Source organism: Nocardioides caeni (assembly GCF_004912195.1).
GTDB classification, from domain to species: domain Bacteria; phylum Actinomycetota; class Actinomycetes; order Propionibacteriales; family Nocardioidaceae; genus Nocardioides; species Nocardioides caeni.
In genome coordinates, this window is record NZ_STGW01000004.1 from 56401 (window position 1) to 77728 (window position 21328).

Here is a 21328-nt window from a genome sequence, read left to right on the forward strand (position 1 = left end):
ACGGTCAGCCGGTCGACGTGGTCAGGGCCGGGTGACCTGGATGGTGATCCCGTCGCCGAGGTTGATGATGGCGCCCGGGATCAGCGGCACCGCGATGCCGGGCTTGAGGTCCTCGGGCCCGAGCCCGGGCTGGACGAGCACCGTGCCGTTGGTCGACCCCATGTCGGTGACGACGGCACTGCCGTGGTCGGCGCCGGTCCCGGGCCGGACCTCGACGTGGGTCGAGGAGATCTCGTGCAGCCGGCTCGGTACGGCGATCAGCACCGGCTGCTCGGTGGACGTGAACCGCCGGGCCTCGGGGGCGCGACCGATCAGCACGGCGCTCTCGACCACCACGGTCTGGCCGTCCGAGATCAGCAGCTTGGCGACGGCCTGGCCGGACCCGACCGCAGGCTCTGCGGCCGGCGAGGACAGCGCTCCCGCGGCGGTCGCGCCGTCATGGTCGGCACCGAACGGCGCTGCCTCCCCGGCGTCGGGAGCAGCGGGCGCGGCGCCCCCACCGATGGGCTCCCAGGAGCCGATGGGCAGCGGCGGAGCGTCGGGCAGCGCCCCGCCCGCGGGCGGCGGCGGAGGCCAGCCGGCCGGGACGACCTCGGTCTCGCCACCCATCGGCGGCAGCCCCGACGACGGCACGGCCGGTGTGTCGGGCTCGGCCAGGGGGTCCTCGGCCGGCCCTGAGGACGGTGCCGACGGCGACATCGGTGCACCCGGTGGGGTCGATGGGATCGGCGGGATCGGCGGCGCCGGCGGGGTGTCCCACGGGGTCACCCAGCCTTCCGGAGCGTCGCCGGGCGGGGCCGGCACGGCATCCGTCACGGGCTCGAGGTCGGCGACCGGGTCGCCGTCGGGCCCGGAGTCGGTCAGCGGGTCGGCCCGCGGGTCGGCCAGCGGGTCGGCCGGCGGGTCGGCCAGCGGGGCCGACAGTGGGTCGGACAGGGGGTCGCCGCTGATGGCCTCCATCACCTCGGTCGCCGGTCCCTCGTCGTCGAGGGGGGCGGACTCGGCGGCCGCTGCCGGAGCGTCCACCGGGCTGTCGGCCAGGTGCGCACCACCGGCGGAGGACTCCAGCACCGGCTCGGACACGGGTGTCATCACGGGCTCGATCACAGGCTCCATGACGGAGTCCATGGCGGGCTCCCTGACGGGCTCGTCGGCAAGCGGGGCAGCCACCGCCGGCGGGAGGTTGATCCGGCCCACCCGGACCAGGCCGGTGACGATCGGGAGGTCGGCAGCACCGGCGGCTGCGCCCTCGGCCACCGGCAGGTCGACCTGGAGGCTGGTCAGGTCCGCGAGCGACCGCTCCACCCAGGTGTGGCTGGCCGCACCGTCGAGCACGACATCGCCGTCGGCGGCGACGGCGGTGGCCTGGACGCCCGCGCCGCGCAACAGGATTCGGGTCGGGCTGCCGTCGGTGCTGGCGAGGACGAAGCCGGGGACCCGACTCAGGCCGGCGGACAGCAGGCCGTCGAGGACCTCGTCGAAACCGGCGCCGCCGTCGACCAGCGCCCAGAGCGCCACGACCTGGTCACGCTGGCTCTCGGGCAGGACGATGGTGACGCTGCTGCCGAAGACGGCGAACCAGTCGCCGGTCCGGTAGGACCAGGATCCGCTGGTGCTCGGGCCGGGACCCGGGGTCGTCTCGCTCATGGGAGTGCTCCCAACTTCTGCTCCAGACTCAGCCGCTGGGCGGCCGAGTCATAGGTGTCCGTGTGCGCCAATCCCACCACATCCACCACGACGGCGGTGGCGTTGTCGTGACCACCGGCGGCCACGGCGGCCGCGATGACCTGCTCGGCGGCGTCCCGGGGGTCCTCGCAACGGGCGAGGATGCGCCCGATCTCGGCGTCCTCGACCATCCCGCTGACCCCGTCGGAGCACAGCAGGATCCGCTCGGCCGCGGCCAGCGGCAGCAGGAAGTAGTCGGGGTCACCGCTCACGCCGCCCGGCATCGCCGATCCGCCGAGCGCGCGGGTGATGACGTTGCGGCTGGGGTGGTCCTGCGCCGCCGCCGGGGTGATCGTCCCGGCATCGATCAGCTCCTGGACGACGCTGTGGTCCACACTCACCTGGGCGAGCTCGCCGTCGGAGAACCGGTAGGCCCGCGAGTCGCCGACGTTGGCGATCAACCAGTGCGGACCCGAGTCGCCGTCGACCAGCAGTGCAGCCACCGCCGTGGTCCCGGTCGAGAAGCCCGCCGCGGCCCCGTCGGCGCGCTGCTCCGCACCGAACGCGAGGATCCGCTCCTGGATCACGCCGAGCGTCGCCGTCACGGCTTGCGCGGCCGCCTCGGCGTCGTAGCGCTCCGCGTCGAGGTGCGCGAACTCCTCGACCACGATGGCCGACGCGACGTCGCCGCGGTCGTGGCCGCCCATGCCGTCGGCGACGACGAAGACCGGCGGGGCGGCGAGGTAGGCGTCCTCGTTGGCGTGCCGGACAAGGCCCACGTCGGTGGCAGCGCCGTGGTGCAGCTCGACGTGGATCCGGTCAGTCATCGGACCCGGTCCCGGTGGATCGAGGCGGGGTGGTGGGTACGTTGTGCTGCGTGGGAGAGGGCGCAGGCGGATATCGGTCACTCGCCGACCAGTTGCGGTCGTGGCCCGACGACCGGCTGCACCGACTGCTGACCCAGCGCTCCGACCTCGCCACCCCTGCCCCTCACGATTTCAGCCAACTCGCCTCGCGTGCCGCGGTCCGGAACTCGATTGCGCGGGCACTCGACGGACTGACTCGTGGCGAACTCTGCGTGCTTGATGCCCTCGTCGTTGCCGGGCAAACCACCCCGGCGGAGCTCGTCGAGCTGACCTGGGCCGACCCGGCGTTCGTCACGACCACCCTGCACCGCCTGCTCGACCTGGCCCTGGCCTGGGAGTCGCCCGAGGGCCTGCGCGCGCTGACCGGGGTCGGCGACGCGCTCACCGGGGGCAGCGAGGGCGGCGCCAGCGGTCTGAGGCCCCGCTCGGTCGAACGGCGCTCGCGCGCCGACATCGATGCCGCGCTGGACGTGCTGGAGCCGGGGGCGCGCGCCCTCCTCGAGCACGTCGTCGACGAAGGAGGCGCGGCAAAACCCGGCGCGGCGCGCCTCGGTCTGCGCCCCGAGGACGCCGAGACCCCGGCCGAGGTGCTCCTCGCCCACCGCCTGCTCGTGCCCGGCGGATCGCTCCAGCCCGGCCTCCTGGTCGTGCCCGGTGAGGTCGGGCTCGCGCTGCGGGACGGACGGACGACGACCGCGCCCATCGACCACGAGCCGGTGCTCGTCGCGGAGCCGCGGTCCCCCCGCCTGGCGCTGAGCGCGGCGGTCGGCGCCGCCGCGGACGTCGTACGACGGGTGGAGAACCTCCTCGACTGGTGGGCCACCCGGCCGGCCGCTGCGCTGCGCACGACGGGCCTCGGCGTCCGCGAGCTGCGCGCGGCCGCCGTCCACCTGCAGGTGGACGAGGCGGAGGCCGCTCTGCTGATCGAGGTGACCTCGGCGGCGGGGTTGATCGCGACCCGGGCCGACGCCGAGGGCAACCAGGTGTGGGTGCCGACCGAGGACTTCGACCGGTGGCGCGAGCGGCCGCCGGCCGAGCGCTGGTCCGAGCTCGCCCGCGCCTGGCTCGCCAGCCCCCGGCTCCCCGGTCTCGTCGGTGAGCGCGGCCCCGACCAGAAGCCGTGGAACGCGCTGTCCCCCGAGCTGTCCGCGGCAGGGATGCCGGAGGCCAAGGCGATGACCCTGGCCGCCCTCGCCGGCCTGCCCCCGGGTGAGGGCCTCGCCAGCGGCACCGGCCTGCCGTCCCTGATCGCGCGGATCACCTGGCAGCGCCCGCGGCGGCCACGCACCCGGCCCGACCTGGTCGCGTGGGCCGTGGCCGAGGCGGCCCGGCTCGGCATCACGGGCACCGACGTCCTGACCGACTACGGACGGACACTCGCCACCGGGGACGACCCCGCGCCCCTGCTGGCGACCCACCTGCCGGCACCGGTCGACCACGTCCTCCTCCAGGCGGACCTGACCGCCGTGGCACCCGGACCGCTCGAGTCCGACCTCGCCCGGCGTCTCCACCAGGTCGCCGATGTCGAGTCCCGCGGCGCCGCCACGGTCTTCCGCTTCACGACGGAGTCGATCCGGCGCGCCCTCGACGCCGGCTGGACCGCTGCCGAGCTGCACGCCTTCGTGCTGGCTGCATCGCGCACCCCGGTCCCCCAGCCGCTCAGCTACCTCATCGACGACGTCGTCCGCGGCTTCGGGCGGCTGCGGGTCGGGGTCGCCCATGCCTTCCTCCGCTCGGAGGACGAGAGCGCGTTGGCGGCGCTGGAGTCCCATCCGAAGGCCTCGTCGCTCGGGCTGCAGCGCATCGCCCCCACCGTGCTGGTCTCCAGCGTCCCGATCGACGTCCTGCTCCCCCGCTTGCGCGAGCTGGGCGCTGCGCCCGTCGTCGAGGGTCCCGATGGCCAGATCCGGGTCGGCGTCGCCGAGGGCCTCCGGGCCCGGGCCCCGCGCACCCGGGACAGCGCCGACCCCGCCCGGGTCGCCGCCCGCCATGCCGCCCACCTGGTCAGCGTGATCTCGGGCCTGCGCGACGGCGAGGAGGTCGCCCGGTCCCGGCCGGCCTCCGCATCCGCGCCCGGTGGCGGCGTCCTGTCGGCCCTGCGCGAGGCCATCGAGCGGCGCGGTGCCGTGCTCATCGGCTTCACCGACCACCAGGGCGTCATCAACGAGCGTGCCGTCGTCCCCCTGCGGGTCGAGGGTGGTCAGCTCGCCGCGCGCGACCGGGACGCCGAGCGCGACGACCCGGACGCCGACCGGACCTACGCCGTGCACCGGATCAGCCGCGTCGTCCCCCTCTGACCCACTTCGTGGGGAAAGTAGGATCGTCCGGTGAGTGACGGACCCCTGATCGTGCAGTCGGACAAGTCGCTGCTGTTGGAGGTCGACCACCCGCAGGCAGCCGACTGCCGCAAGGCGATCGCCCCCTTCGCCGAGCTCGAGCGCTCCCCCGAGCACATCCACACCTATCGGCTCACGCCGCTGGGCCTGTGGAACGCCCGGGCCGCCGGCCACGACGCCGAGCAGGTCGTCGACACCCTGCTGACCTACAGCCGCTATGCCGTGCCCCACGCGCTGCTGGTCGACGTCGCCGAGACGATGGCCCGCTATGGCCGGCTGCGGCTCGAGAAGCACCCGACCCACGGGCTCGTGCTCGCCTCCAGCGACCGCGCCGTGCTCGAGGAGGTGCTGCGGGCCAAGAAGATCTCCGGGATGCTCGGCAACCGCCTCGATGACGACACCGTCCTGGTGCATCCCTCCGAGCGGGGCAACCTGAAGCAGGCGCTCCTCAAGCTGGGCTGGCCCGCCGAGGACTACGCCGGCTACGTCGACGGCGAGGCGCACCCGATCGACCTCGCCGAGGACGGCTGGACCCTGCGCGACTACCAGCGCGACGCCGCCGAGTCGTTCTGGCACGGCGGGTCCGGGGTCGTGGTGCTGCCCTGCGGGGCGGGCAAGACCATCGTCGGAGCCGCGGCCATGGCGCAGGCCCGGGCCACGACACTGATCCTGGTCACCAACACCGTGAGCGCCCGGCAGTGGAAGGACGAGCTGCTCCGCCGTACGTCGCTGACGGAGGAGGAGATCGGTGAGTACTCCGGCACCGTCAAGGAGATCCGGCCGGTCACGATCGCGACCTACCAGGTCATCACGACGAAGCGGAAGGGCGTCTATCCGCACCTCGAGCTCTTCGATGCCCGGGACTGGGGTCTCATCGTCTATGACGAGGTGCACCTGCTGCCCGCGCCGATCTTCCGGATGACCGCCGACCTTCAGGCGCGGCGACGGATCGGGCTGACCGCGACGCTGGTGCGCGAGGACGGCCGCGAGGGCGACGTCTTCTCCCTCATCGGCCCCAAGCGCTATGACGCCCCCTGGAAGGACATCGAGGCGCAGGGGTGGATCGCGCCGGCGGACTGCGTCGAGGTGCGGGTCACGCTGCCGGACGCGTCGCGGATGAGCTATGCGACCGCCGAGCCGGAGGAGCGCTACCGGCTCGCGGCGTGCACGCCCGAGAAGTCGCGAGTAGTGCAGGACCTGCTGGCCCGCCACGCGGGTCAGCCGACCCTGGTGATCGGCCAGTACCTCGAGCAGCTCGAGGAGCTGGCGGCCACGCTGGAGGCTCCGCTCATCACCGGACAGACCACGGTGAAGGAGCGGCAGCGACTCTTCGACGCCTTCCGGTCCGGCGAGATCGGCCTGCTGGTCGTCTCGAAGGTGGCGAACTTCTCGATCGACCTGCCCAGCGCGGAGGTGGCGATCCAGGTGTCCGGGTCGTTCGGCTCCCGCCAGGAGGAGGCGCAGCGGTTGGGCCGGTTGCTCCGTCCGGGCGATCCCGGTCCCGACGGCGAGCGGAAGGTCGCGCACTTCTACACCGTGGTCGCGCGCGACACCGTGGACGCGGAGTTCGCCCAGAACCGGCAGCGCTTCCTGGCCGAGCAGGGCTACGCCTATCGGATCATCGACGCCGACGAGCTCTCAGCGGGCCAGCTCTGACGGTCCGTCACCGGGTGGTCCGCGACGGACAACGAGCCGGCGTGCAGGCGCGCCTGTCCGGCGGCATGTCGCCCCTGCGCGGCCCCGAGAGCGTCCCCGCGACCGCCGACGGCGGACCGGTCGAGGCGTCCGCCGAAGAACCGCGCGACCGCGTCCTCGACCGCCTGCGCGCGCGAGCGCAGGACCGGCAGCGACCCGGACGCCGAGGGATCCGCGAGCACGGCAGCGTCGACGGCGGCCAACCGCTCCCTGATCCTGCCGGCGAAGCCGAGGTAGAAGGACCGGCGGAAGGACGCCGAGCGGGCCCGGGCGCCACCGTCGCCCTGCCCGGCGACGCGGAGCGCGTTGCCGGCCTGGACGAGCAGGGAGGTGAAGAGCGCCTCGACGGACGCGAGGTCGTCGGCATGCCCGACCAGCACCCCCAGCCCGAGGCCCCGGAGCTCGATCGCCTGGCAGCGGTTGGCGGCAGCGACCGCTCCGAGCAGGACGCACTTGGCCGACGCGTGCGGCGACTCCAGCATCAGGCGCACCATCCGCGGCCCTTCGGGCACCGTCCCGCGCAGCTGCGCACGGTCGACGGCGTGGCGGGCCATCAGCTGCTGGGCCTTGGCCGTGAGCGCCTCGGCCTCGGCCTCGAAGGGAGTGGACTCGGCCTTCGCCAGCAGCTTCCGGATCCGCTCGAGCGCAGGGTCCGCTGTGGCGCCGGTCACCGGCCCCGGGAAGTCGAGCACTGACGAGTCCTGTCCCGGCGGGGGAACGAGGACGGGAAGCCGGGGCAGGCGGGAGAACACCCGCCAGCTGTCCCCCACCGCGTCGTAGCACTGACGTCGGTCCATCCCGTCGCGACGTCGCCACTGTCGCAACCAGTCGAGGCGGGTCGACTCGGAGCGGGACCCCAGCGCCTCCACCTGCGTCTGCCACCGCGGGTCGAGCACCTGCCCGGGACGGCGATCGTGGTCGGCGACGATCGCGAGGTCGGTCAGCCGTCCCGCAGCGCGTCCGCCCTTGTGGCCGACGTGGTGCACCAGCTCGGCGGGCTGCCACCCCTGCGACCAGGCGGAGGCGATGGCGCCGAGCAGCACCTTCTCGCCGACCGCGTCGGCCACGTGCACCGAGCAGGCCGCGAGCCGCTCGGCCTCGGCCGTGGGTCGTCGGCGCGGCAGCACGGATGACTGCCACAACAGCCGTTGCCATGCCTCGCGCACCACTCGTTCGTCGTACCTGTCTGCTGCCATCGCCGCCTCCTCCTTGATCGGAGCAGTGACGCTGGCAAGTACCGACGACAGCGGGACCGGCCGCTCGCCCCGGGCTGTGCACGGCGACCTCGTCGCACGGGGCTGGGGACGTATCGCGGCTCGTCCGGGGAGAGGAGGGACGCAAGGGACGGCGGAGCCGTCAGGCGTCGATGAAGCGGCAGTCCCGGCCGTCCAGAGCGGCGTCCTCCCAGTTGAAGCCGGGAGCGCCGGTGCCGCCGCCCGGCGCGAAGGCGGCCTCGAGCGCCGCACCGTCACCCGACGCGAGGGCGTCGATCCGCTCCTGCGCCACGGTGACGCGGTCCGCGGCGTACTGCACGTTGGCGGCCCATGCGTCGGCGATGGCCGGGGCCGCGACACCGTCGGTCGGTACGGCGGCCAGGTCGTCGTGGGTGCGCTGCCACTCGTCGCGCACCGCCTCGAGCGCCGCGGCGAGACCGTCGACCGCCGTCGGGTCCTGGTCCTGGTGGGCCGCGAGGACCGCGTCGAGCACGACCCTGGAATCGGCGGCGTAGTCGTCGGCCGCGCGCCGGTCGACGACCGTGCCGCAGGCAACGGCAGCCGAGGCGATCAGTTCCCGCTCCGCGGGCACCGGTCCGGGCTCGGTCGCGACCACGCTGCAGTCGCCGCGGGTGAGGCCCAGGTCGGCGAGCACCTGCTCGTCGAGCACGCCGGTCCCGTCCGCCCTCAGGGTCTCGGGATCGACCGGCCAGGTGTCCCGATCCGTCGCCTCGATCCGGCGATCGAGCACGGCGATCGTCGCGTCGAGCGGCTCGAGGACCTGCGCCCACCCGGGGAGGTCGCTGCCGTCGCCCAGCTCGGCGCGATCGGCGACGAGGGCGTCACGATGGGCGGTCATGGCCATGCCCATGTCGGCGAGCTCGGCGTCGGTCACGCGGCCGGCGCCGAGGACCGCTGCGAGGAGCTCGAACGACGCGTTGGCGCCCGCCTCGTAGGTCGCGAAGTCCCGCTCGTTGATCACCTTCGAGCAGAGGTCCGCGGCCGCGGCGACCTGGTCGCCCGCGGGATCGGAGGAACTCGACGGGTCCGCAGTCGGGGCCGACTCCTCGCCCGAGCAGGCGGTCAGGACCGATCCGACGATGACGACGGCGGGAAGGACGCCGAGGAGCACGCGGGCGAACGACGCAGACGCATGCGCGGCGTCGTACCCACCACCGCAGGTGCCCAACCCGACGGGTCAGGCACGCTCCTCGGCGAACTGCTCGTGGTTGCGGATCACCTCGGCGATGATCACGTTGAGGACCTTCTCCGCGAAGTGGGGGTCCAGGCCCGAGGTCTCGGCCATCGACCGCAGCCGGGCGATCTGCACGGCCTCGCGGGCCGGATCTGCGGGCGGCATGCCGGCGCCCGCCTTGAGGCGGCCGACCTGCTCGGTGCACTTGAAGCGCTCCGCCAGCAGGTGCACGAGGGCGGCGTCGAGGTTGTCGATGCTCGACCGGAGTCGGTGGAGCTCGGCCCGGGCGTCGTCAGCACTCACGTGCTCCATCCTGCCCTACGATCCGGGCAACCCCCGATGCCTACCGAAGGACGAGAGCCGATGAGCGACCAGGTGATGTTCACCCTCGAACCGGACGAGCAGCCGACCCACTGGTACAACATCGTCGCCGACCTGCCGGTGCCGCCGCCCCCGCCACTCCATCCGGGCACCCGTGAGCCGGTCGGGCCCGACGACCTGGCACCGCTGTTCCCGCCGGAGCTGATCATGCAAGAGGTGACCGGCGAGCGGTACGTCGAGATCCCCGAGCCGGTGCTCGACGTCTATCGCCAGTACCGGCCGAGCCCGCTCTACCGCGCCCGCCGCTGGGAGCAGAAGCTCGGCACCAGCGCCCGGATCTACTACAAGTACGAGGGCGTCTCCCCCGCCGGCTCGCACAAGGTCAACACGGCCGTCCCGCAGGTCTACTACAACAGCATCAACGGGATCACCCGGCTCACCACCGAGACCGGCGCCGGCCAGTGGGGCACGGCGCTGTCCTACGCCGCCGCGCTCTTCGGTGTCGAGTGCGAGGTCTGGCAGGTCGGGGCGTCGTACGACACCAAGCCGCAGCGACGCACCCTCATCGAGGTGTTCGGTGGGAAGGTGCACCGCTCCCCCAGCCGGCTCACCGAGTCGGGCAAGGCGTTCGCCGAGGATCACCCCGGCTCGCTCGGCATCGCCATCTCCGAGGCGGTCGAGGTGGCGGCGCAGGACGACGGGGCGAAGTACGCCCTGGGCTCCGTGCTCAACCACGTGCTGCTGCACCAGACGGTCATCGGCGAGGAGGCGCTGCGCCAGCTCGCCAAGGCCGGCGAGACCGGCGCCGACCTCGTCGTCGGCTGCGCCGGCGGCGGCTCCAACTTCGCCGGACTGTCCTTCCCGTTCCTGCGCGAGAAGCTCGCCGGCAACCAGTCGCCCCGCATCCTCGCCGTCGAGCCGAGCTCGTGCCCGACAATCACTCGCGGCGAGTACCGCTATGACTTCGGCGACACCGCCGGCCTCACGCCGCTGATGAAGATGCACACCCTCGGCCACGACTTCGTGCCCTCGCCGATCCACGCCGGCGGTCTGCGCTATCACGGCATGGCGCCGCTCGTCTCCCACGCGGTCGACCAGGGCCACATCGAGGCCGTCGCCCTGCACCAGAACGAGTGCTTCGACGCGGCCGTCGAGTTCGCCCGCACCCAGGGCGTCGTGCCGGCACCCGAGTCGTCCCACGCCCTCGCGCAGGTACGACGGGAGGCACTCGCCGCGGCCGAGACGGGCGCGGAGCCCGTGATCGTCGTCGGCCTGTCCGGCCACGGCCTGCTCGAGCTGGGCGCCTACGCGACCTACCTGTCCGGGAGCCTGGAGGACGACCCGCTGTCCGACGCCGCCCTCGCGGAGGCGCTCGCCAACGTGCCAGTGGTCTGACCCGTCCATACGGCCCGGGAAATGGCGTGTGCAACGCATTTCCCGGGCCGTAGCGTCCCCCGTCGGCCCGCACCCGCGGGCTCATCACGAGAAGGGCAACGACGCAGGACACCACGATGGAGAAGATCAACGCGAAGCTCCTCAACTGGGCTTCCATCCTCGAGCAGGGCACGCGCGACCAGGCGGTGACGACGGCACGGATGCCGTTCATCCACCCGCACCTCGCGCTGATGCCCGACGCACATCTCGGCCGCGGCGCGACCGTGGGTTCGGTCATCCCGACCCTCGGCGCGATCATCCCGGCCGCGGTCGGCGTCGACATCGGCTGCGGCATGATCGCCGTGCGCACCCCGTTCACCACGGACCAGCTCCCCGCCGATCGGCGACCGCTGCGCGAGGCCATCGAGCGGGCGATCCCGCTCTCGGCCGGCGCCGCGAACCGCAAGGTGTCGCGCGAGCACACCGAGCGGCGACTCGACGAGCTGACCGCCCTCGCGGAGCAGGCCGGATTCGAGCCCGGTGGCTACGCGAAGCGCTGGGAACTGCAGCTCGGGACCCTCGGTTCGGGCAACCACTTCATCGAGGTGACCGTCGACGAGGAGCAGCGCGTGTGGCTGTTCCTGCACTCGGGCTCGCGCGGCGTCGGCAACAAGATCGCGCAGAAGCACATCGAGGTCGCCCGCGACCTGTGCGATAAGTGGTGGATCCCGCTCCCTGACAAGGACCTCGCCTACCTCGCTGAGGGCACCGACGAGTTCTGGGCCTACATCCGCGAGATGCGGTGGGCACAGCACTACGCCCTGCTCAACCGCGAGGAGATGATGGACCGGGTCGTGCGGCAGTTCGCGGAGTGGGTGGGTCTCGGCTCGGCCGATGAGGTCGAGCGGGTCGAGGAGATCAACTGCCACCACAACTACACCGAGCAGGAGCGCCACTTCGGCAAGGACGTGTGGCTCTCCCGCAAGGGTGCGATCAACGCGGAGAAGGGGCGGCCGGGTCTGATCCCCGGCTCGATGGGGACGGCGTCGTACGTCGTCGGCGGGCTGGGCAACCCGGTCGCGCTCAACTCCGCACCGCACGGTGCGGGCCGTGAGTACTCGCGCTCGAAGGCCCGTCGGACGTTCACCCGTGACCAGCTGCGGGAGGCGATGGCGGGCATCGAGTACCGCGACACCGACGCGTTCATCGACGAGATCCCGGCGGCCTACAAGGACATCGACCGGGTCATGGCCGACGCGGCCGACCTCGTCGAGATCCGGCACGTGCTGCGTCAGATCGTCAACGTGAAGGGCGACTGAGAGATCGCGGGATCCGCGATTCGCGGGGTCCGGTGACAGCGGTCAGGGCATTCAGGTTCAATGTGCGGATGGAGGACGACCATCCGCACCAGCCCGACCTGCCCTGGCCGCTGACCGGCGCCGACGCCTTGCGTGAGGAGCTGCTGGCCGCCTATGCGGAGCCCTCCCGTGGACACCACGGCGTGCGGCACCTGCGCGACGTGCTGGCCCGGCTCGACGAGCTCGAGGCCACCGGCTGCACCTTCGACCGCACTGCGGTGCAACTGGCGGCGTGGTTCCACGACGCCGTCTATGACGGAGAACGCGACGCCGAGGAGCGATCGGCTTCGTGGGCGGAGTCGGCGCTGCCATCGCATGTCGATGCGGCCGTCGTGGCCGAGGTGGCTCGACTGGTCCGGCTCACCGAGCACCACCGGCCGGAGGTCGACGACGCCAACGGCTGCGCCCTGTCCGACGCGGACCTCTCGATCCTGGCGGCGCCCGAGGCCCGCTATGCGGAGTACGTCGCAGCCGTGCGCGCCGAGTACGCGCACCTCAGCGACGACGTGTTCGCGGAGGGTCGGGCGCGGGTCCTGCGCGAGCTGTCGCACGGTGACCGGCTGTTCCGCACCGAGCACGGTGCGGCGCTCTGGGAGTCCGCAGCCCGCGCCAACATGGACGCGGAGCTGGTGCGGCTCTCGGCCGAGGCCGGCCGTCTGACCCACGGCGGCTGAATCAGGCCGCCAGTCCCGCGCGGGCAACCTCGGCGATCTCGCCCAGCGCGAGCAGCCGCGCCCGCTGGTCCTCGACCCGTCCCTCGACCTCGCCCCGGAGCTGGACGAGCCGGTCGACGAGCTCGATCAGCCGCCGGGCGTCGTCCACGAGGTCCTCCACGACCTCCAGCCCGTGCAGGGCGACCTCCGCGGCGAGCGCGACCCACGCTCCCGGGCCGAGGACGCGCGCGAGCAACCGGGTCACCAGCCGGCGGCCCCGCTCGACGAGCTCGACCACCAACCGCTCCACCTCCACGGCCAGCCGCTCGCTGAACGTGGCGATCTCCTCCAGGACCGGCACGGCGAGGTGCACGAGGGCGCCGACCGCACGGGTCGCCGCGGCATGCCGGCCGAGGCGCAGCAGCAGCCCGGCCGCAGCCTCGCCGTCCCAGGAGGGATCGATCGCGAGGGCCAGGCCGGCCACGTTGCGGGCGTGGACGCTCAGCGCCGTGTCGACGTGGACGACGGCCTCGGCGTTCTGCCGGATCCGGCGGTAGTCGCCGGTCAGCGGCAGCACCACCAGCTCGCGCAGGCTCTCCTCGGGCAGCCGCCGCAGTCCGAGGCCGAGCTCGTTGAGGACGTCGACGCCGCGGTTGACGGTGTCGCGGACGGTGTCGAACGCGTCGTCGAGCCGGACGAAGTCGACGTCGTGGGTGACGCGCTCCGCGCCCAGCGCCGGCTCCGGCAGCCGTACCGCCTCCATCAGGCCACCGCCGGAAGGCGGGTGGCCGCCAGGAGGTCCACGAGGGCGAGGTCGCTCGCCGTCGCCGTGACCGCGTCGCGCACGGCCAGCAGGTCACCCACCCCCAGACGCTCCAGGTCGTGGAACGTCTCGGCGACGACGTCCAGCACCCGCGCCAGCGGTCGCAGCAGGCACAGCGGGCTCGGCTCGAACCCCTCCCCCTGGCACATCCACCGGCGGGCGTAGCCGGCGATCGCTGCGAGATCGTCGCCGCCGGCGTCGAGCTGGTCACCGAGATCGGAGAGGACCGACCAGGAAGCGAGGTCGATGTGGGTGCTCATGCAGGGCTCCTCGGGGTCGTGGATGGGTGCCGCCGTGGATGCCCTCGAGGCGGGCGTCACCAAACGTCCGCACAATGGGAGTGTGGATGACCGCGTGATCTATCTGGCCCGGGCGCAGGTGCTCGCGGACCTCGAGGCCCGCGCACTCGGCACGGTCGATGCCGTGACCCTGCTCGAGGAGGCGTGTTCGGACCGTCGGTGGTGGCTGGAGCAATGGCCGGACGGTGCGCCCTACATCGGCGGGCTGATCGCCCAGGACGTCCAGGACGGGTTGGCCGACCGCTTCGGCAGGGCCGACCCCTCGGGACTGTGGCCCGCCTGCTCGGCGTGCAGCTCGCACCCGGTCCACGCGCTGCACATCGAGCCCGACCTGGGCGGACCGGATCCGTGCTGGGTGTGCGAGGAGAGCGGTCAGGTGGTGGCCGCCCTGGGCCGCCTCGGCCGCTGAGTCCCGCCCCCGCCGATCAGCCGCGCAACGTGATCTGCAGCGGCTGGGCGTCGGCGCGGAAGACGGTGTCGGTGACCTCGATGCCCAGCTGGCCCCGGGTGGCCCGGCGGTGCCGGCACAGCACCGGCTCGCCCACCGCGGCCTCCAGCAGGGCAGCCTCCGCCTCGGTGGCCGTGCGCGCGGAGAGGGTGTCCTCCGCCCACGTCGGCCGCAGGTCGCGGGCCTCGAGCGCGGCATAGAGGCTGGGCGGCGGCTGCTCGACCAGGTCCGGGAGCATCGCGGCCGGCAGGTGGGTCTCCGAGAGGCAGATCGCGCGGCCCTCCGCCAGGCGCAGTCGCTGCCAGAGCCACAGCTGGTGGCCGACCTCCACGCCGAACGCAGCGGCCAACGCCGGACCAGCCGCGAGCCGTCGTACGGCGATCGTGCGGGTCTCCACCACGAGGCCGCACCGTGCCAGCTCCTGGCTGAGCCCGGTCACCGCCGTCGGCACGCGGTCGCGGTCCGCGACGAAGGTGCCCCGCCCCGGATGTCGCTCGAGCACGCCCTCGGCGACCAGGGCGTCGAGCGCCTGGCGCACGGTCATCCGCGCGACGCCGAACCGGTCGACGAGGTCTCGCTCCGACGGTGTCGCCACGCCGGGCGCGCTCTCGAGCGCCAGGCCGCGGACGTACTCGCGGATCTCCACATGCTTCAGTGCGCGCCCCATGATCCCCCCTGGACATGTTTCGGCTGCCCTGAGCGTAGGGACCGCGCGAGGGCCACCGCGCGGGAATCGCCGAAACCTTTGCCTTGCGGAATGCGAACACCTGTTCGATCGATGTCCTAGGCTGGAGCCATGTCAGTGGACGTGCAGAGCACCTTCCAGTCGAGCCTCTTCGACGCCCCTCAGGCGCCGTCGACGAGCGCCATCGAGCGGCGTCCGCTGTCGGGCGGCGCCTGGGTGGACGTCGGACGCAACTGGTTGCCCGATGCCGACGACGTCTTCGCGACCCTGGTCCGGGACGTCCCATGGCGGGCGGAGCGGCGGGCGATGTATGACCGTGTGGTCGACGTACCGCGACTGGTCCACACCTACATGATCGGCGAGGACCTGCCGCACCCCGCGCTCACGGCGGCCCGCGACGAGCTCTCGTCCCACTACCTCGAGGAGCTCGGAGAGCCGTTCCGGACCGCCGGATGCTGCTACTACCGCGACGGGCGCGACAGCGTGGCGTGGCACGGCGACACGATCGGTCGCGGCGCGAGCCACGACACGATGGTCGCGATCGTGTCGGTGGGCGATCCGCGGCGGCTCCACCTCCGACCTCGCGACCCCGACCTGCGCGAGGAGTCGTTCGCCGTCGAGATGGGCCACGGCGACCTCGTCGTCATGGGCGGCGCCTGCCAGCGGACGTGGGAGCACGCCGTGCCCAAGGTCGCGTCGGCCGGCCCGCGGGTCTCGGTCCAGTTCCGACCGTTCAACGTCTTCTGACCCGGACCCGGGGATCAGCCGACGGCGTTCTCGGCGTTCTCGGCGTTCTCGGCGTCCGAGCGGAGGATGCAGAACTCGTTGCCCTCCGGGTCGGCCAGGATGACCCATCCGGTGCCCGGGCCGTACTGCCCGCGGTGGTCGGCGACCTGACGTGCACCGTGGTCGAGGAGCCGCTGCAGCTCCTCCTCCTGCGTGTGCTCGCGGGGACGCAGGTCGAAGTGGATCCGGTTCTTGCCGGTCTTGTCCTCCGGCACCTCGATGAACAGCAGTCGGTGTCCGCTGGCCGGGTCGAGGATCATGCACTCCTCGTGCCCCGGCGCGTTCGGGTCGTCGGGCAGGTCGGTGTAGCCGAGCACCGGCTTCCACCACTCCGACAGCGCGAAGGCGTCGCGGCAGTCGACGGTGGTGTGCGAGATGAAGGAGGTCATCTCGTCATCGTGGCACGGGCCCGCGGCCGCCGATCAGATGCTCGGAGGGCCGGTCGATCAGTCGGTGCCGTGCTCGGCGATGAAGGCCAGGATCCGCTCGGAGAGCTCGGGGCGGCACACGATGACATCGGGCAGGTAGACGTCGGCCTGGTTGTAGACGAGCTCCGAGCCGTCGACGCGGGACGTGAACAGCCCGGCAGCGCGGGCGACGGCGACCGGGGCCGCGGAGTCCCACTCGTACTGCCCGCCCGCGTGCACGTAGGCGTCGGCGACGTCGCGCACCACGGACATCATCTTCACGCCGGCGGAGCCCATCGGCACCAGCTCGGCGTCCAGCTCCTCGGCGAGCGCCTGGACGAAGGCAGGCGGCCGGGTGCGGGAGACCGCGATGCGCGGGCGGGTGGCGGTCGAAGGTGGCACCACGGGCGGTGCGCCGGTGGTGAAGGTCTCGCCCAGCTCGGGCTGCGCGACCGCACCCGCTACGAGCGTGCCGCCCTGCCAGAGCGCGACGTGGACGGCCCAGTCGTCGCGCGGCGGCTCCGAGAACTCCCGGGTGCCGTCCAGCGGGTCGACGATCCACACCTTGTCCGCGGTGAGCCGGGCGTCCTTGTCGGCGGCCGTCTCGAGCGCTTCCTCCGAGAGGACCGCGTCGTCAGGGCGGTACGTCGCCAGCAGCTCGGCGAGCAGGACGTGGGCCGCCTGGTCGCCGGCGTCCTTGAGCTCCTTGCCCTCCAGCCCCTCGGCACGCACCTCGAGGAGGCGGCGGCCGGCGGCCTCGGCCAGCCAGGCGGCGAAGAGGTGGTCGTCGCCGACGACCTCGGGAGCGGGGGTTCCGGGCTCGAAAGTCACGGACGCCAGCGTAGTGGCGTCAGGAGTTGAACTTCTGCTGGGTCTTCTCGAGGCCGTCGGTGACGAGCGATTCGACGGCGTCGGCGGCGGTGTCGACCTGGAACGGGAGCTCCTTGCGCTCCACGGTCGAGTAGTTCGACAGCACGAAGTCGGCCACCTCCTGGCGGCCGGGCGGGCGACCGATCCCGGCGCGGACGCGGAAGAAGTCGCCGGTGCCCAAGGACGACCGCATCGACTTGAGGCCGTTGTGGCCGTTGTCGCCACCACCGGTCTTGACCCGGAGGGTGCCGAACGGGATGTCGAGCTCGTCGTGGATGGCGATGACGCGCGCAGGCGGCACCTTGTAGAAGGTGGCGAGCGCCTTGACCGGACCGCCGGACTCGTTCATGTAGGAGCGGGCCTTGGCCAGCACGACGCGGGGCGCCTCGGTGCCCGGGGCGCCGAGACGTCCCTCGACCACGTCTGCGCGGCCGGACTTGTGGGCGCGGAAGCCGCTGCCCAGGCGGCGGGCGAGCTCGTCGACCACCAGGTAGCCGATGTTGTGCCGGTGCCCGGCGTACGACGGCCCGGGGTTGCCCAGCCCGACGACGAGCCAGACGTCGGTGCCGGTGTCAGCCACGGCGCTCTCCTCGTCAGCAGGTCGGGTGGGGGAAGCGGAACTCCCCGGCGCGAAGGATCGCGCCGGGGAGATCAGACGGCCCAGGAACCACCTGAGCCGACCGAAGGTCACTCGGTGTCGCCGGCCTCGGCGTCGGCCTCGGGCTCGTCGCGCTCGATGCCGGCCTCGGCCTCGGCCTCCTCCAGCTCGGCCTCGACGGCCTCGGCGGTCGGCGCAGCGGTCACGTTGACGACGAGGGTGTCAGCGTCGGTGAGCAGGGTGGTGCCGGACGGCAGCGTGAGCTGGCTGGCGAGGAACTGGGTGCCGGCCTCGGCGCCGGTGACGTCGACCTCGAACTGCTCGGGGATGTGGGTGGCCTCGGCCTCGACCTGGACGGTCGCGTTCTCGGTGACGACCAGCGTCTCGGCGGCGGCGTCGCCCACGACGTGCACGGGGACGTCGACGGTGACCTTCTCGCCACGCTTCACGGCGACGAAGTCGACGTGCTCGAGGACGCGGCGGACCGGGTCGGTCTGGATCTGCTTGGCGAGGGCCAGCTGGATCTCGCCGTCGATGTCGATCTCGAGCAGGGCGTTCGCGCCGCCGTGCTTGAGCGCCATCATCGTGTCGTGACCCGGAAGGGAGAGGTGGATCGGGTCGTTGCCGTGGCCGTAGACGACGGCGGGGACCTTGTGCTCGCGGCGGATGCGGCGGGCGGCGCCCTTGCCGAACTCGGTGCGCAGCTCGGCCTTGATCTTCTCGGTGCTCACAGGTTTCTCCTCGTCAGTGGTGGCGGGGCCCCGGCGCGGACGAGGAACGCCGCGCTTCCCTCACCCGGTGATCGGCGGGGCGCACGGCGTCGTGGCAAACGAGCCGGCCCAGTCGATCACGGAGTCACAGAAGCGGGTGCTCCCTCGCCGAGGCAACCGGGGAAGCCTACTCGCGGCGGCCGAGCCGGACGAAATCGTCATGGGGTCGGTCCTGCCGGCCGAGCAGGGCAGGGGCGATACCTGCGTATACTTTGCGAAAGTATCGGAAGGTATCGAATCGTGGTCGTCCCACCCAGCAACCCGTTCACGCCCGGCCAGTCGCCCCGCTTCCTGGCCGGACGCACGGCCGAGCGGCGCCGCATCCAGGACCGTCTCGCCCGCGTGGCCACCTACGGCGAGCTGGGCGGCCCCCTCCTCGTGTTCCACGCTCCACGGGGACTCGGCAAGACGTCCCTGCTGCGCGCCGCCGAGGCCGAGGCGGCAACCCTGGGCTTTGTGTCGGTGTGGGTCGCGTGTGCCCGCGACCAGCAACTCCTGCCGGAGCTCGCCCAACGGGTCCGCGGGTCCCTGGCGCGCCATGACGCCCTGGGCGACTCCGGCCGGACGACCCGCCTCGAAGGCCTCACCGTCGAGCTCGGTGTCCCCGGGGCTCGCGTGCAGGCCGCGCTCGGGCGACGTGACCAGCCGCCGGCGACGGCGCCGATCCTGGCCGTCGAGGAGCTGCTGAGCGAGGCCGCCGGCCTCGTCCGCGCCCACAGCGGCGCCGGGCTCGTGGTGTTCCTCGACGAGCTCCACGCCGCCGATGCCGGCGAGCTCGCCGTACTCCTCAACGCGTGGCAGAACCTCGACGGCGCCGGACGTCCCACGCCGCTGAGCATCGTCACCGCCGGCCTTCCCGTGACGCCCGAGGCCATCACCCGCGCCGCCACCTTCGGGGAGCGCAGCACGTTCGTGCCGCTGGACCTGCTGGCCGACACCGACGCCCGGACCGCGCTGGTCCGCACCGCGGAGGTCGAGGGAGTGGCGTGGACCGACGAGGCCCTCGACCTGGTGACCGCCGAGGCGCACGGTCACCCGTATCTGCTGCAGCTCCTCGGCAACACCACCTGGGACGCCGCCGCTCCCTCCCGCGGCGCGACGTTGACCTCCGACGACGTACGACGCGGCGTCCCGCACGCCCAGACCCAGCTCGCCGCGATGCACCGCGCCCGTTGGGGTGCGGCGACGCCGACGGAGCGGGCGTTCCTCGCCGCCATGGCCGCGGTGGGCGACGGCAACGTCACCCGGGCCGAGATCGCCGCCGGGATGGGCCGCGACAGCCGCGGGATCAGCGACCCCCGCGAGCGGCTCATCGAGAAGGGCGTGATCGAGCCGGTCGGCCACGGCCTGGTCCGCTTCACGCTCCCCGGCTTCGGGGCCTATGTGCGGGGGCTGGACGAGGCCTGACGGCGACCTCGCGCGAACGGGCTCGGGTTTCGAGACGCGCCGCTCGTCCCTCGCAGGCTCGGTCCGAGCCGGCGCTCCTCAACCTTCGGCCGTCACCTGCGCGTTCGCAAGCTCACGCGCAGCGGCCTCACGCCTGGCCGTCGAACATCGAGGTGACGGAGCCGTCCTCGAAGACCTCGCGGATCGCGCGGGCGACCAGCGGTCCGATGGAGAGCGTGGTGAGCTTGTCGAACTGCTTCTCCGGCGCGACGGGCAGCGTGTTGGTGATGACGACCTCGACGGCCGGGCTGTTCTTGAGCCGGTCGACGGCGGGCTCGGACAGGATGGCGTGGGTGGCGGCGATGATGACACCGGCGGCGCCGTCCTCCATCAGGGCCTCGGCGGCCTTCACGATCGTGCCACCGGTGTCGATCATGTCGTCGGTCAGGACGCAGATGCGGTCCTTGACGTCACCGACCACGCGGTTGGCGACGACCTCGTTGGCGACGTCGGTGCGACGGGTCTTGTGGATGAAGGCCAGCGGGGCACCGCCGAGGCGGGCCGACCAGCGCTCGGCGACCTTGATCCGCCCGGCGTCCGGGGAGACGACGGCGAGGGGCTGGTTGCCGTACTTGTCCTTGATGTAGTCGGTCAGGACGGGCAGCGCCATCAGGTGGTCGACGGGGCCGTCGAAGAAACCCTGGAGCTGGTCGGCGTGCAGGTCGACGGTGATGATGCGGTCGGCGCCGGCGGTCTTGAAGAGGTCGGCCATGAGGCGGGCCGAGATGGGCTCGCGACCGCGGTGCTTCTTGTCCTGGCGGCTGTAGCCCCAGAAGGGCATGACCACGGTGATCCGCTTGGCGGAGGCGCGCTTGAGCGCGTCGACCATGATCAGGTGCTCCATGATCCACTCGTTGATCGGAGTGGTGTGGCTCTGGATGACGAAAGCGTCGCAGCCGCGCACCGACTCCTCGTAGCGCACGTAGATCTCGCCGTTGGCGAACTCGTAGGCCGACGTCGGGACGAGCGGCTGGCCGAGGATCTGGGCCACCTCGTCCGCCAGCTCGGGGTGGGCCCGGCCCGAGAAGATCATCATGTTCTTCTCGGTCGCCTTCTTCAGACCGCTCACTGCGTGACTCCCTGGGTCGCCGACGGGTGCTGAGCGCGATTCTGCCCGTTCCGGAGGGCCGCTCCCAAGTCCCCGTCCGTTTCCGGACAGTTCATCGAGACGATGGTCACTCGGCGGCCACCCGGCGCTCACTCGGCGGCGGCTTCACCTGGTTGCTCGGCGGCCTCCGCGGCCTGCGCCTGGGCTGTGCCGGCGCGGTGCGACGCCACCCAGCCCTCGAGGTTGCGCTGGGCCGCGGCGCTCACTGCGAGGGCGCCCGGCGGGACACTGCGTCGTACGACGGTGCCACCGCCGGTCGACGCACCGTCACCGATCTCGACGGGCGCCACGAAGGTGTTGTTGGAGCCCGTCTTGGCCTGCTTGCCCACGACCGTGCGGTGCTTGTTGACGCCGTCGTAGTTGGCGAAGATCGTGCCGGCGCCGATGTTGGCGCCCTCGCCGATCTCGGCG

21 protein-coding genes and 1 pseudogene are annotated in these 21328 nt (G+C 72.7%); 8 read left to right on the forward strand and 14 right to left on the reverse strand.

The window, feature by feature from the left end:
- Positions 1-21 precede the first annotated feature (21 nt).
- The gene (locus E9934_RS07880; protein ID WP_136562344.1) at positions 22-1647 is read right to left on the reverse strand and encodes a hypothetical protein; all 1626 of its coding nucleotides are present in this window, start codon (positions 1645-1647) and stop codon (positions 22-24) included.
- Positions 1644-2492 (reverse strand): PP2C family protein-serine/threonine phosphatase, encoded by an 849-nt coding sequence (locus E9934_RS07885; RefSeq protein ID WP_136562345.1) that lies wholly within the window; start codon positions 2490-2492, stop codon positions 1644-1646. The genes E9934_RS07880 and E9934_RS07885 overlap by 4 nt, the downstream gene beginning before the upstream one ends.
- A 251-nt stretch (positions 2493-2743) precedes the next feature.
- Between E9934_RS07885 and E9934_RS07890 the strand changes: the two genes are divergently transcribed.
- Positions 2744-4828 carry a helicase-associated domain-containing protein gene (locus tag E9934_RS07890; RefSeq protein WP_238694835.1) on the forward strand — a complete coding sequence of 695 codons (2085 nt, stop codon included), beginning with the start codon at positions 2744-2746 and terminating at the stop codon, positions 4826-4828.
- A 30-nt stretch (positions 4829-4858) separates the two neighbouring features.
- Positions 4859-6523: a DNA repair helicase XPB gene (locus E9934_RS07895; protein ID WP_136562347.1), complete on the forward strand. Its 1665-nt coding sequence runs from the start codon at positions 4859-4861 to the stop codon at positions 6521-6523.
- Here the strand turns inward: E9934_RS07895 and E9934_RS07900 are convergent.
- The 3 genes from E9934_RS07900 to E9934_RS07910 form a co-directional block, all read right to left on the reverse strand.
- Entirely contained in the window at positions 6478-7758 is a 1281-nt protein-coding gene (locus E9934_RS07900; RefSeq protein ID WP_136562348.1) for a DUF2786 domain-containing protein, read from the reverse strand. The genes E9934_RS07895 and E9934_RS07900 overlap by 46 nt on opposite strands.
- Positions 7759-7918: 160 nt before the next feature.
- On the reverse strand, positions 7919-8908 hold the full coding sequence (locus tag E9934_RS07905) for a hypothetical protein (protein ID WP_136562349.1): 990 nt from the start codon (positions 8906-8908) through the stop codon (positions 7919-7921).
- Between the two features lie 66 nt (positions 8909-8974).
- Positions 8975-9283, reverse strand: a complete 309-nt coding sequence (locus E9934_RS07910) for a chorismate mutase (RefSeq protein WP_136562350.1) — start codon at positions 9281-9283, stop codon at positions 8975-8977.
- Between the two features lie 51 nt (positions 9284-9334).
- Here E9934_RS07910 and E9934_RS07915 point away from each other — a divergent pair, with 51 nt between their 5' ends.
- The 3 genes from E9934_RS07915 to E9934_RS07925 all read left to right on the forward strand — a co-directional run bounded on the left by E9934_RS07915 (position 9335) and on the right by E9934_RS07925 (position 12698).
- Positions 9335-10687: a TrpB-like pyridoxal phosphate-dependent enzyme gene (locus tag E9934_RS07915; protein WP_136562351.1), complete on the forward strand. Its 1353-nt coding sequence runs from the start codon at positions 9335-9337 to the stop codon at positions 10685-10687.
- A gap of 116 nt (positions 10688-10803) precedes the next feature.
- The gene (locus tag E9934_RS07920) at positions 10804-11985 is read left to right on the forward strand and encodes an RtcB family protein (RefSeq protein ID WP_136562352.1); all 1182 of its coding nucleotides are present in this window, start codon (positions 10804-10806) and stop codon (positions 11983-11985) included.
- 68 nt (positions 11986-12053) lie between these two features.
- The gene (locus E9934_RS07925) at positions 12054-12698 is read left to right on the forward strand and encodes an HD domain-containing protein (protein WP_238694836.1); all 645 of its coding nucleotides are present in this window, start codon (positions 12054-12056) and stop codon (positions 12696-12698) included.
- A gap of 1 nt (position 12699) precedes the next feature.
- Here E9934_RS07925 and E9934_RS07930 read toward each other — a convergent pair whose 3' ends face one another.
- Together E9934_RS07930 and E9934_RS07935 are read right to left on the reverse strand one after the other, a co-directional pair.
- Complete coding sequence (locus E9934_RS07930; RefSeq protein ID WP_136562353.1) at positions 12700-13440, reverse strand: hypothetical protein; 741 nt, start codon at positions 13438-13440, stop codon at positions 12700-12702.
- The gene (locus E9934_RS07935; protein WP_136562354.1) at positions 13440-13760 is read right to left on the reverse strand and encodes a hypothetical protein; all 321 of its coding nucleotides are present in this window, start codon (positions 13758-13760) and stop codon (positions 13440-13442) included. The genes E9934_RS07930 and E9934_RS07935 overlap by 1 nt, the downstream gene beginning before the upstream one ends.
- Before the next feature lie 82 nt (positions 13761-13842).
- Here E9934_RS07935 and E9934_RS07940 point away from each other — a divergent pair, with 82 nt between their 5' ends.
- Complete coding sequence (locus E9934_RS07940; RefSeq protein ID WP_136562355.1) at positions 13843-14208, forward strand: hypothetical protein; 366 nt, start codon at positions 13843-13845, stop codon at positions 14206-14208.
- A 16-nt stretch (positions 14209-14224) separates the two neighbouring features.
- Here the strand turns inward: E9934_RS07940 and E9934_RS07945 are convergent, their stop codons facing one another.
- Positions 14225-14914, reverse strand: coding sequence for a GntR family transcriptional regulator (locus E9934_RS07945; RefSeq protein WP_136562356.1), 690 nt, complete (start codon positions 14912-14914; stop codon positions 14225-14227).
- Positions 14915-15043: 129 nt separating this feature from the next.
- On the opposite strand from E9934_RS07945, the gene E9934_RS07950 reads away from it, so the two are divergent.
- Positions 15044-15679, forward strand: a complete 636-nt coding sequence (locus E9934_RS07950; protein WP_136562357.1) for an alpha-ketoglutarate-dependent dioxygenase AlkB — start codon at positions 15044-15046, stop codon at positions 15677-15679.
- 14 nt (positions 15680-15693) lie between these two features.
- Here E9934_RS07950 and E9934_RS07955 read toward each other — a convergent pair whose 3' ends face one another.
- The 4 genes from E9934_RS07955 to E9934_RS07970 form a co-directional block, all read right to left on the reverse strand.
- Positions 15694-16107, reverse strand: coding sequence for a VOC family protein (locus tag E9934_RS07955; RefSeq protein ID WP_136562358.1), 414 nt, complete (start codon positions 16105-16107; stop codon positions 15694-15696).
- A gap of 57 nt (positions 16108-16164) precedes the next feature.
- Positions 16165-16956: a 3'(2'),5'-bisphosphate nucleotidase CysQ gene (locus tag E9934_RS07960; protein WP_162851537.1), complete on the reverse strand. Its 792-nt coding sequence runs from the start codon at positions 16954-16956 to the stop codon at positions 16165-16167.
- Between the two features lie 19 nt (positions 16957-16975).
- Positions 16976-17575 (reverse strand): aminoacyl-tRNA hydrolase, encoded by a 600-nt coding sequence (pth, locus tag E9934_RS07965; RefSeq protein WP_136562359.1) that lies wholly within the window; start codon positions 17573-17575, stop codon positions 16976-16978.
- Between the two features lie 107 nt (positions 17576-17682).
- Positions 17683-18324, reverse strand: coding sequence for a 50S ribosomal protein L25/general stress protein Ctc (locus E9934_RS07970; RefSeq protein WP_136562360.1), 642 nt, complete (start codon positions 18322-18324; stop codon positions 17683-17685).
- A 279-nt stretch (positions 18325-18603) separates the two neighbouring features.
- Between E9934_RS07970 and E9934_RS07975 the strand changes: the two genes are divergently transcribed.
- Positions 18604-19770: an ATP-binding protein gene (locus tag E9934_RS07975; protein WP_158294961.1), complete on the forward strand. Its 1167-nt coding sequence runs from the start codon at positions 18604-18606 to the stop codon at positions 19768-19770.
- Between the two features lie 127 nt (positions 19771-19897).
- Here E9934_RS07975 and E9934_RS07980 read toward each other — a convergent pair whose 3' ends face one another.
- On the reverse strand, positions 19898-20878 hold the full coding sequence (locus E9934_RS07980) for a ribose-phosphate diphosphokinase (RefSeq protein ID WP_136562362.1): 981 nt from the start codon (positions 20876-20878) through the stop codon (positions 19898-19900).
- Between the two features lie 128 nt (positions 20879-21006).
- Positions 21007-21328: pseudogene (gene glmU / locus E9934_RS20210) on the reverse strand (bifunctional UDP-N-acetylglucosamine diphosphorylase/glucosamine-1-phosphate N-acetyltransferase GlmU); the annotation flags it as partial.

Bases quoted from the DNA above. Each gene is read 5' to 3' on its own strand.
- E9934_RS07880 (WP_136562344.1), bottom strand. From the start codon at position 1,647: ATGAGCGAGACGACCCCGGGTCCCGGCCCGAGCACCAGCGGATCCTGG.
- E9934_RS07885 (WP_136562345.1), bottom strand. From the start codon at position 2,492: ATGACTGACCGGATCCACGTCGAGCTGCACCACGGCGCTGCCACCGAC.
- E9934_RS07900 (WP_136562348.1), bottom strand. From the start codon at position 7,758: ATGGCAGCAGACAGGTACGACGAACGAGTGGTGCGCGAGGCATGGCAA.
- E9934_RS07910 (WP_136562350.1), bottom strand. From the start codon at position 9,283: ATGGAGCACGTGAGTGCTGACGACGCCCGGGCCGAGCTCCACCGACTC.
- E9934_RS07915 (WP_136562351.1), top strand. From the start codon at position 9,335: ATGAGCGACCAGGTGATGTTCACCCTCGAACCGGACGAGCAGCCGACC.
- E9934_RS07920 (WP_136562352.1), top strand. From the start codon at position 10,804: ATGGAGAAGATCAACGCGAAGCTCCTCAACTGGGCTTCCATCCTCGAG.
- E9934_RS07925 (WP_238694836.1), top strand. From the start codon at position 12,054: ATGGAGGACGACCATCCGCACCAGCCCGACCTGCCCTGGCCGCTGACC.
- E9934_RS07930 (WP_136562353.1), bottom strand. From the start codon at position 13,440: ATGGAGGCGGTACGGCTGCCGGAGCCGGCGCTGGGCGCGGAGCGCGTC.
- E9934_RS07935 (WP_136562354.1), bottom strand. From the start codon at position 13,760: ATGAGCACCCACATCGACCTCGCTTCCTGGTCGGTCCTCTCCGATCTC.
- E9934_RS07945 (WP_136562356.1), bottom strand. From the start codon at position 14,914: ATGGGGCGCGCACTGAAGCATGTGGAGATCCGCGAGTACGTCCGCGGC.
- E9934_RS07950 (WP_136562357.1), top strand. From the start codon at position 15,044: ATGTCAGTGGACGTGCAGAGCACCTTCCAGTCGAGCCTCTTCGACGCC.
- E9934_RS07955 (WP_136562358.1), bottom strand. From the start codon at position 16,107: ATGACCTCCTTCATCTCGCACACCACCGTCGACTGCCGCGACGCCTTC.